The organism is uncultured Faecalibacterium sp. (assembly GCF_900066275.1).
In the GTDB taxonomy this organism is placed as follows: domain Bacteria; phylum Bacillota; class Clostridia; order Oscillospirales; family Ruminococcaceae; genus Faecalibacterium; species Faecalibacterium taiwanense.
The window spans coordinates 1-8214 of sequence record NZ_FMFG01000006.1 but is presented as its reverse complement, the minus strand read 5'-3'; the positions used below and the strand labels follow the sequence as shown (position 1 = coordinate 8214).

The following is an 8214-nucleotide window of genomic DNA, read 5'->3' as shown; positions in this document are numbered from 1 at the left end:
GCGTCTCAAACGACGGCTACAGCGTCGCCTTTGGCAGCAATGCCAGTGTGACCGCAGCTACCCGGCAGGAAGCCTATGAGATCATCCGTACCGCGCTGGGCAGTGACCCGCACGATCTGCTGTACAGGGGGATTCTGTGATGCAGACAGCTGTTACTGTTGTGAACCTCATCCACGACACTGCCACCGAGACAGCCAGGCCGGTGTGCTGGGTGGTCCCGGGGTGCAGCTGGCGGGAATGCCGCTCCACCTCCGGCTCCGGCACCGCCAAGGACCCGGAGCGCACCACCCACATCCGCATCCCGGCCAGCGTGTGCACCATGGGCTATCTGCCCTACGCCCAGTGGGCGGCGCTGTCTGCTGCGGAAAAGGCCAAGCACTGGACCCTGAAACGCGGCTGGAAGCTCATTCAGGGCGCGGTGCCTGCCTTGACCGAAGCCGAGTACGCCAAACTCGAAAAAACGCACCTGTGCTGCACAGCGGCGGCTGTCTCGGACGACCGGGAGCCGCTGCTGCCCCACTGGCACGTGGAAGGGAGCTGAGACTGTGAGCAAGCCCATTTTTGAACAGCCTGCCGGATATCGCTTCCGGGCAGACGGTGTGCAGATGTCTCTGGACTGGCGGGCAAATTTCGGCGCAGAGAAAACCGCTGCTTTGCAGAAAGCACAGTTCGCCACCGCGCAGAAAGCCGCCGCTCTCATCGACCAGTACGTGCCATTCGATACCGGCACATTGAAAAACAGCGTGAATCAAGCCAGCAAGTTTGACGAAGGCTTGCTGGTCTATAACACGCCTTATGCACGCAGGCAGTTCTATCTTCACCCTGAAGGCGAATGTCTGCACGGTGAAAATGGGCTGCGCGGCTCTTACTGGGGACAGCGTGCTTTGGCCGATTACGGTGAAGCCATTGCCTACATTGCCACACAGGCTGTCACCACATTCTGGGGAGGGATGGGTCACTTATGAGCGAAACCGTAAAGCCCACCATTGCCGCCCTGCGGGCATGGCTCAAGACCTGCCCGCTGATCGCCGACGAGCAGGAAGCCACCGGTGCAGCATTCCGCATTGCCGGGCTGGAAGAAGAATCCACAGCATTTTCCATCGAGGACAGCCCCGGTGATCCCATCATCACCGAGTACATCTCCGGCTGGGAAATGGCGAAGAATTACCTCTTTCTGTCTCGCGGTGAGTACAGCGAGATGGATTCCGTTAACATCCAGAACAGCGGCTTTTTCGAGCAGCTCACCGAGTGGGTCATGCAGCAGGATGCCCGCCATAACCTGCCCGACCTCTCGGCCTGCGGCGGGGGCAAGACCCCTACCGGCATTGCCGTGACGAACAGCGGCTACATCGTCACAAACAGCGCGGGCAGCTGTAAGATGCAGCTGCAAATGCGTCTGACCTACTACATGCCCAAATGAAAGGAGTTTTGATATGACTGTATGCCATCGCTGCGGCGCTGTTCCCTACTGGCTTTGGCACTCCGCAGGCTCTGCTGATGATCGCAGCGGGCGTAGCCCTTGCTGCCGTCATCGCGGGCATCGTTGCCTCGATCGGCGGCTCTTTCAGTAAGAAAGGTTCGTCCGGGCGCGGCGGCTCTTCCGGCGGGTCCTCCGGCTCCGGCGGCATGGGCAGCGTGGATATCACCACCGGCACCGGCAGTCTGGAAGATGCCATCAACGCCAACACCAAGGCGCTGGAAAAGACCAACTCTGCCCTTGCCGATATGATCCGGCAGGCGGGTTCGCTGGTGCTTTCCGACAACATGCGTTTGGGTAGCACCGTGGCTGCGTCCGGCACCGCACAGGTGGTGTCCGCTGCCCGCAGCTACCACCGAGAGGGCGACACAACCATCAATCAGTACATCCAGAGCAAAGCTCAGACCGCCGCCGACCTTGCCCGCGAGACCCGCTGGGAAGCCGACAAGGCCAAGGCCCGCAAACGATGAAAGGAGGACACTATGCTCTTTAAAGATCATCTCAAGATCGTGACAGATGCCGGTGCCGTCCTGCATCTGGGCTGGGACTACGATACACCTTACTTTCTCGACCCGCTGAACGGCATCGACGTGGACTTGAAAACCGCGCAGGGTGTCAATCAGGTGGGCGACACCGTGGAGGGTCAGAGCGTCTCCGGCATGTCCCGCACCCTCGATGTGGTGTTCTGGGGCGCGTATGCGCTGGACAATGCCCGGGATTTCAGCAAAAAGCTGCACTACTTCACCAAGGGCACCCTGTACTTTGGCGATCACTATTTCACCCGGTTCGTGCTGCAGAAAACGCCATACTTTTCCAGCTACACGCCGAAGCCGCGCTGTTCGCTCATGCTCTACAGCGAAAAGCCCTTCTGGTACGACCTCAACGCCGTCAGCAGCGTGCTGGGCGGGTACGAAAAGGCGTTCCGCTTTCCTGTCTGCTACGACAGCCACATCTACGGCATCAAGCGGGACGGCACGGCGGCAGTGCTACGCAACGAGGGCAGCCTGCCGGTGCCCTTCACGGCCACCCTGCGGTGCGACATGCCGGTGACGCATCCAAAGGTGGTGGATCTGCAGACCGGGGCCTTCATCGGCTTTGGCCTGACCCTGCAGCCGGACGAGACGCTGGAGATCTACCGCAGCACCTCTGACCGGCTGGCCTGCACTCTGACCCGGGCAGGCGTGACCGAGAACATCTTCTCCAAGCTGGACGAGGACAGCACCCTCACCGAGCTGCAGCCCGGCGATAACATGCTCTCCATGCAGGCCGAGAACGGCTCCGGCTACCTGCAGGCATCCGTGAGCTTTTACCCGATGGAGGCGGGCATCCTGCCCGAACCGTTATGAGACTGGACGTTTTGGACGCAGACACCCTTGCCCGCGTGGGCTGGGTGGACGTGTGGGTGTCCCTCTATTGGGACAGTCCCTATTACTCCGAGGGCAGCTTCACGCTGGAAGTGCGCCCCACCACCGAGAACCTGCAGCTTTTGCAGGAGGGCCGCTGGCTGGTGCGCAGCGACGAGAACCCCCGCATCCCCATGCGCATCTGCTCCCGCGCCAACCAGAACGAGGACGCAAACCTTGTGGTGTCCGGCTACCCGGCAACATGGCTGCTGACCAAGCGGGTGTCTGCGGTGAGCATCAAGAACCAGAACGCCGAAGCCGCCATGCGCAGCCTTGTGAGCGCCGCAAAGCCGTGGCCCCGTTTGGAGCTGGGCACCGAGTACGGCTTTGACACCACCTTTGAAAAGCAGACCTCCGGCGGCAGCATTTTCGACTACTGCCAGACCATCGGGCAGGCCTGTGATCTGGGGTTCCGCATCGTGCTGGACGGCAAGGGCAGCAAGAAAAAGCTGCTCTTCGAGTGCTTCCGGCCCACCTTCGACCCAAACCGCCGCTACAGCCCCCAGTGGGGCAATCTGCTGAATTCCGGGTGGAGCTTTTCCGATACCGATTACGCCAACGTGGCCCTTGTGCAGGGCGCTGGCGAAGGTGACGAGCGCGCCACCGTCTGGGTGGGCGATGTAAACGCCACCGGCGCTGATCGGCGAGAGCTGTACATCGATGCCCGGGACGTGCAGCCGGAGGACGGCGAGACCAGCACCAGCCAGAGCTATCTGGCAAAGCTGGCTGACCGGGGCGGCGAAAAGCTTCTGGCCCAGCTGCGCACCGGAAGTATCGAGTTTGACGTGGACGACGACACCCTGCAGGTGGGCGACGTGTTGAGCGCCAGCCTGCCCCAGCTGGGCTACACTGCCATGGTGCGCGTGGCCGACATCATCACCCAGAGCGAGGACAGCGGCACCACCCGCACCATCCGGCTGGGCACGCCCACCTGGCACAAGACTTAGGAGGACTTTATGGCTGATATCATTACTTACCCCGAAAACGGCATTACCTACGATGCCGACGACGCTTCGGGCTACCTCGCCACCCGCCTGAGCGGCGTGTACAGCGCCGAGGAGGATTTCTCCGTCACGGCACAGGGCGGCCTGAGCGTGCAGGTGAGCGCCGGTCAGGCATGGGTGCGCCCGGCGCGGTTCAAGGGCCGCAGCATCATCATGGAGCAGCCCACCACCGTGGTGCTCACCGAAGCGGACCCTGTACGCAGCCGCATTGACCGCATCGTGCTGCGCTACGATGCCGCCGCCAAAAAGACCAGCCTGCAGGTGCTGGAAGGTGTCCCGAATTCTGCCGGGCCTGCTGCCCCGGCCATCACCCGCACCGAGCTGATCTACGACCTCTGCCTTGCCGAGATCAAGCGCCCTGCAGGCTCCACCGCCGTTACCGCCGCCGACATCTACGACACGCGCGCAGATGAGACCGTCTGCGGCGTGATGCGGGATGGTGTGCATGGCATCCCCACCGGCACGCTGGTGCAGCAGTGGAAGGCCGTGATCGAATCCATGAGGGGTGGCAGCTTTTACACCCGTGCCGAGGTGGATGCGCTGTTGAAAAGCTTGAAAAGCGTGGATCCTTTTCCCGTGGGCAGCATCTACCAGAGCACCGCACGTACAAGCCCTGCCGCACTGTTCGGCGGTACATGGCAGGAGATTGCGCAGAACCGGGTACTGATGGGTGCTGGCAGCGGCCACGCAGCGGGCACCACCGTGGAGGCCGGACTGCCGAACATCACAGGCTCTTTTGTCGCGGATGTAAAAAAGGGTGAACATAAGGTATCCGGCGCATTCACTGCCGGCAGCGCGATCGCAACTACGGGCGAATACAATAACTTTTCTGATGTATATAAGTTCAGTCTGGATGCGTCCAAGTCTAATGCCATCTACGGCCGCAGCGCCACCGTGCAGCCTGCCGCCTACTATGTGCACATCTGGCGGCGCGTGGCCTGAGAAAGGAGGTTTTGAGCGATGATCCCTGTGACATTTGACACTGTGGCAACATTGCAGTTTGGCAGTGAGGGTCACCCGACCAGTCTGCACTTTGCCATCCCGGAAGAGTGGAAAACCTGCAAAATCAGACTCCACCTGCGGCGCAGCGACGGTAGCTTTGTGCCCCCGATGCAGCTGGACGAAAATGGATGCGTAAAAGTAAACCGCAGTGACTCCGGCAAGACCGGCGGACAGTGGATGCTGTCGGCTGAAAGTCCTGACGGAAAAGTATCTTACTCGCGAATCGGCAAATATGTGACCCCCATGGAGGTGACACAATGAAGATCCTTGACGAGACCGGCGCGGTCGTGGAAAACCCGGACCTGACGCTTGGGTATCTGGTGGACGACACCGAACCAGTGGAGCACCCGGCTGTGGAAGGTGTGGAGGAAGTGAGCCACTACGAGACGGTGGCGGAGTACTCCAACGGCGGCAGGGATGTGCGGAAGGTCATCGATGTGCCGGGCGTGCCTGCGCAGGCCGCATGGACTGAACAGGTGCCGGTGCAGAGATACATCCGCTACACCGCCGAAGAGCTGGCCGCGCAGGAAGAAGCACGCAAAAAGGTCGAAGCCCGGGAGAAGCTGCCGGAGCGCGTGGACGCGCTGGAAACCGCAAACAACGATATTATTTTGATGATGGCTGATTTGATTGGAGGCTGATTTTTATGAAAACCCTGAACGCACTCAAACTTCGCATTATGACCCGCGCTTTCAAAATCCGCATTGCCGCCGGTGAAGTCTTTGAAGACATCGCCGCCGACTACCCGTCCCTGACCATGGACGATCTGGAAGCCATCAAGGCAGAATTGGAAAAATAAGCCCGCGGCTTGATCCTATGAAAGGACGTGATACATATGGCGATCAAGCAGTACAGTTTGAAGAATGATGGTGCAAAGCAGCTCTCTCCCGCATTCCGTGTGCGTGAGTTCCGCTGCCGCGACGGCACCGACACCATCCTCATTGACGAGGGCCTTGTGGTGCTGCTGCAGTGCATCCGGGAGCACTTCGGCAAGCCGGTGACCATCACCAGCGGCTACCGCACGGCCAGCCACAACACAAAGGTGGGCGGCTCTAAATCCAGCCAGCACCTGCTGGGCCGGGCCGCTGACATTCAGGTGCAGGACACCGACCCGCTGGCTGTGGCCGCCTACGCCGAAAGCCTGATGCCCGGCTGGGGCGGCGTGGGCCGCTACCCGGTCAAGGCAGGCCGGGCAAAGGGCTGGGTGCACGTAGACACCCGCCCGAACAAGAGCCGGTGGACACTGTGAGGGGGTGAGACCAGTGGAAAGCATCATCTCAGCCATCCTTGCCGGTGCGGTGACCCTGATCGGCGTGCTGATCGCCAACAGCCGCAGTCAGGCCGTGACCGACACCAAGCTGGAAGAGCTGACCCGCGAGGTGCGGGAACACAACAATTTTGCCCGCCGCGTCCCCATTTTGGAAGAGCAGATGAAGGTGGCCAACCACCGCATCGCTGATTTAGAAGCAGACGAACACGAAAGAGAAAGGAACTGACTATGAACGCACACACCTACAACGCACCCACCATCTCCGCAGGTACCATTGCCCGCACCGCCTGCCTGCTGCTGGCCCTGACCAATCAGGTGCTGTCTGCACTGGGCAAGCCCGTGCTGCCCATCGAGAGCCAGACCGTGGAGCAGCTGGTCACCGCCGGTATCACCACCGTGGCCGCGCTGGTCGCGTGGTGGAAGAACAACAGCTTCACCCCTGCAGCCCTTCAGGCAGACCAGACCTACGACAAGCTGAAGGCACAGGGGAAGTAAGCCGCCCTGCCCAAAATAGCCATACATAGCAGCAGCCCCGGGGAGCCTGACGGTTCCTCGGGGCTGTTTTTGTTTGGCGTGTTTCGACGCTTTACGACGTATATCGACGTAATTGGTAAATTTTAAGTATTTTTCGGTTAGAGTTGACGCATAGAAAGGATGTGTCAACTATGATCGTTTCCGAATTGTCCACTCAGGTCAATGATTTGCTGCGCCCGATGGGCATCACACGCAATCTGAGCGCCTACAGTATCCTGTGCCAGTGTCTTGAGCTGGTCTGTGAGCAGGAAGACCGCCTGCAGGCCGTGGAGAAAGATATCTATACCCCTATCGCCGACCGCAGAAGATGTGAGCCAAAAGCGATTCAAAGCGCTGTCCGCCGGGCAGCTAAAGGTGCATGGCTCACAAACCCGGAGTATGTGCAGCAGCTGGCAGGCTATCCGCTGACCGGTGCGCCCAGCGCGGTGCAGTTCATTGAAATGCTGTATAATGCGCTGGTGAGAGCAGTCTGAAAACTTAATAGTGTTACCAAAAGTGTTACCATGATAAGAAAAAACACGCTGGTTCTGTACGAACCAACGCGCTTTTCTTTGTATGCGGGTAGTGGGGGTCGAACCCACACGCCTTGCGGCACAGGAACCTAAATCCTGCGCGTCTGCCAATTCCACCATACCCGCGTATTCTTCTATTCTGCAGCTGCGGCCAAACCGCCTTAATATAGTATCAGTTCCGGCGGCAAAAGTCAATCACTGCATTGATATTTCCGCCCTTCACAGCGCATACTATCGCCGGACGATCGTATCATTTTCCATGGCGGAAAGGGGCTTTTTGCCGATGCGCAGATCAAAACTACGCCGCGCTGGCAGCATTGCGGCAACTTATCTTCTGGTGGCCGCGCTGGCGGTGCTGGGCTGGCTGTGGCACAGTCTGCCTGCTGAAATTTTGCTGGAACCCGGCCAGACCCTTACCCTGCCCCGTTTTGCCTATGTGCAGCCGCTGCGCACCGCTGGCTCCCGCAACGCGGCCAGCACGCAGGCTGCGGGCAGCTATCAGGCCACTTTGTCCATTGGCGGGTGGCTGCCCGTCAAGACTGTGCGCGCTCTGGTGGAAACACGTCCGGTGGTAACAGTGTGCGGTACGCCTTTCGGCGTTAAGATGTTCTCCGAGGGCGCGCTCATTGTGGGCTTTTCCGACCTGAACACCCCGGACGGCACCGCGAACCCCGCCAAGAAGGCCGGGCTGCGGCTGGGCGACCGGGTGGTGCGCATGGACGACACCCTGACCGAGACGAACGATGCCGTGCACGATGCTCTGGAAACGGCCGCAGGCGCGCCGGTGCAGGTGGTCTACATCCGCAATGGTGAGCAATTCCAGACCCGGCTGACCCCCGTGTGGGACAGCACCGCCGGGCAGTGGCGCGCCGGGATGTGGGTGCGGGATTCTTCCGCCGGGGTAGGCACCATGACCTTTGTGGACAATGCCGCCGGGGTGTTTGCCGGGCTTGGCCACCCCATCAGCGACAGCGACACCGGTGAGAGCGTGGCCCTGCGCAGCGGCGAGATC

The 8214-nt window shown here is 60.5% G+C and carries 15 protein-coding genes and 1 tRNA gene; 15 read left to right on the top strand and 1 reads right to left on the bottom strand.

The genetic code is table 11. The features are described 5' to 3' along the window. The first annotated feature begins 139 nt into the window (after window positions 1–139). From QZL71_RS03645 to QZL71_RS03580, 14 genes are all read left to right on the top strand, one after another. A complete protein-coding gene (locus QZL71_RS03645; RefSeq protein WP_294647793.1) occupies window positions 140–541 on the top strand; it encodes a hypothetical protein in 402 nt (133 codons plus the stop codon). A 4-nt stretch (window positions 542–545) separates the two neighbouring features. After that, on the top strand, window positions 546–965 hold the full coding sequence (locus QZL71_RS03640; RefSeq protein WP_294647790.1) for a minor capsid protein: 420 nt from the start codon (window positions 546–548) through the stop codon (window positions 963–965). After that, a complete protein-coding gene (locus QZL71_RS03635; RefSeq protein WP_154259728.1) occupies window positions 962–1420 on the top strand; it encodes a hypothetical protein in 459 nt (152 codons plus the stop codon). Before QZL71_RS03640 ends, QZL71_RS03635 begins: the two co-directional genes overlap by 4 nt. 77 nt (window positions 1421–1497) lie before the next feature. Next, window positions 1498–1947 (top strand): hypothetical protein, encoded by a 450-nt coding sequence (locus QZL71_RS03630; RefSeq protein ID WP_294647789.1) that lies wholly within the window; start codon window positions 1498–1500, stop codon window positions 1945–1947. 12 nt (window positions 1948–1959) lie between these two features. Continuing rightward, complete coding sequence (locus QZL71_RS03625; RefSeq protein ID WP_294647787.1) at window positions 1960–2823, top strand: phage distal tail protein; 864 nt, start codon at window positions 1960–1962, stop codon at window positions 2821–2823. Between the two features lie 11 nt (window positions 2824–2834). Beyond that, window positions 2835–3827 (top strand): siphovirus ReqiPepy6 Gp37-like family protein, encoded by a 993-nt coding sequence (locus QZL71_RS03620; protein WP_294647785.1) that lies wholly within the window; start codon window positions 2835–2837, stop codon window positions 3825–3827. Window positions 3828–3836: 9 nt separating this feature from the next. Beyond that, window positions 3837–4826 (top strand): phage baseplate protein, encoded by a 990-nt coding sequence (locus QZL71_RS03615; RefSeq protein WP_294647784.1) that lies wholly within the window; start codon window positions 3837–3839, stop codon window positions 4824–4826. 18 nt (window positions 4827–4844) lie between these two features. After that, window positions 4845–5147: a hypothetical protein gene (locus QZL71_RS03610; RefSeq protein WP_154259712.1), complete on the top strand. Its 303-nt coding sequence runs from the start codon at window positions 4845–4847 to the stop codon at window positions 5145–5147. Next, complete coding sequence (locus tag QZL71_RS03605; protein ID WP_207698178.1) at window positions 5144–5527, top strand: hypothetical protein; 384 nt, start codon at window positions 5144–5146, stop codon at window positions 5525–5527. The genes QZL71_RS03610 and QZL71_RS03605 overlap by 4 nt, the downstream gene beginning before the upstream one ends. A 5-nt stretch (window positions 5528–5532) precedes the next feature. Beyond that, window positions 5533–5685 carry a DUF433 domain-containing protein gene (locus tag QZL71_RS03600; protein ID WP_207698179.1) on the top strand — a complete coding sequence of 51 codons (153 nt, stop codon included), beginning with the start codon at window positions 5533–5535 and terminating at the stop codon, window positions 5683–5685. Window positions 5686–5721: 36 nt separating this feature from the next. After that, the gene (locus tag QZL71_RS03595; RefSeq protein WP_120120041.1) at window positions 5722–6135 is read left to right on the top strand and encodes a YcbK family protein; all 414 of its coding nucleotides are present in this window, start codon (window positions 5722–5724) and stop codon (window positions 6133–6135) included. A gap of 13 nt (window positions 6136–6148) precedes the next feature. Continuing rightward, complete coding sequence (locus tag QZL71_RS03590; protein WP_173012902.1) at window positions 6149–6382, top strand: hypothetical protein; 234 nt, start codon at window positions 6149–6151, stop codon at window positions 6380–6382. A 2-nt stretch (window positions 6383–6384) separates the two neighbouring features. After that, a complete protein-coding gene (locus tag QZL71_RS03585; RefSeq protein WP_097781834.1) occupies window positions 6385–6651 on the top strand; it encodes a phage holin in 267 nt (88 codons plus the stop codon). A gap of 170 nt (window positions 6652–6821) precedes the next feature. Continuing rightward, a complete protein-coding gene (locus tag QZL71_RS03580) occupies window positions 6822–7163 on the top strand; it encodes a sporulation initiation factor Spo0A C-terminal domain-containing protein (protein WP_120120044.1) in 342 nt (113 codons plus the stop codon). Window positions 7164–7246: 83 nt separating this feature from the next. Here QZL71_RS03580 and QZL71_RS03575 read toward each other — a convergent pair. Continuing rightward, window positions 7247–7328, bottom strand: a tRNA-Leu gene (locus QZL71_RS03575). 157 nt (window positions 7329–7485) lie between these two features. Here QZL71_RS03575 and QZL71_RS03570 point away from each other — a divergent pair. Further along, window positions 7486–8214 (top strand): SpoIVB peptidase S55 domain-containing protein (locus tag QZL71_RS03570; RefSeq protein ID WP_294647782.1); only part of this gene is annotated, 729 nt, incomplete at its 3' end.

Excerpts from the sequence above, each read along its gene's own strand:
- QZL71_RS03615 (WP_294647784.1), top strand. The coding sequence starts at position 3,837 with ATGGCTGATATCATTACTTACCCCGAAAACGGCATTACCTACGATGCC.
- QZL71_RS03600 (WP_207698179.1), top strand. The coding sequence starts at position 5,533 with ATGAAAACCCTGAACGCACTCAAACTTCGCATTATGACCCGCGCTTTC.
- QZL71_RS03630 (WP_294647789.1), top strand. The coding sequence starts at position 1,498 with ATGATCGCAGCGGGCGTAGCCCTTGCTGCCGTCATCGCGGGCATCGTT.
- QZL71_RS03580 (WP_120120044.1), top strand. The coding sequence starts at position 6,822 with ATGATCGTTTCCGAATTGTCCACTCAGGTCAATGATTTGCTGCGCCCG.
- QZL71_RS03645 (WP_294647793.1), top strand. The coding sequence starts at position 140 with ATGCAGACAGCTGTTACTGTTGTGAACCTCATCCACGACACTGCCACC.
- QZL71_RS03610 (WP_154259712.1), top strand. The coding sequence starts at position 4,845 with ATGATCCCTGTGACATTTGACACTGTGGCAACATTGCAGTTTGGCAGT.
- QZL71_RS03605 (WP_207698178.1), top strand. The coding sequence starts at position 5,144 with ATGAAGATCCTTGACGAGACCGGCGCGGTCGTGGAAAACCCGGACCTG.
- QZL71_RS03635 (WP_154259728.1), top strand. The coding sequence starts at position 962 with ATGAGCGAAACCGTAAAGCCCACCATTGCCGCCCTGCGGGCATGGCTC.
- QZL71_RS03585 (WP_097781834.1), top strand. The coding sequence starts at position 6,385 with ATGAACGCACACACCTACAACGCACCCACCATCTCCGCAGGTACCATT.
- QZL71_RS03625 (WP_294647787.1), top strand. The coding sequence starts at position 1,960 with ATGCTCTTTAAAGATCATCTCAAGATCGTGACAGATGCCGGTGCCGTC.
- QZL71_RS03595 (WP_120120041.1), top strand. The coding sequence starts at position 5,722 with ATGGCGATCAAGCAGTACAGTTTGAAGAATGATGGTGCAAAGCAGCTC.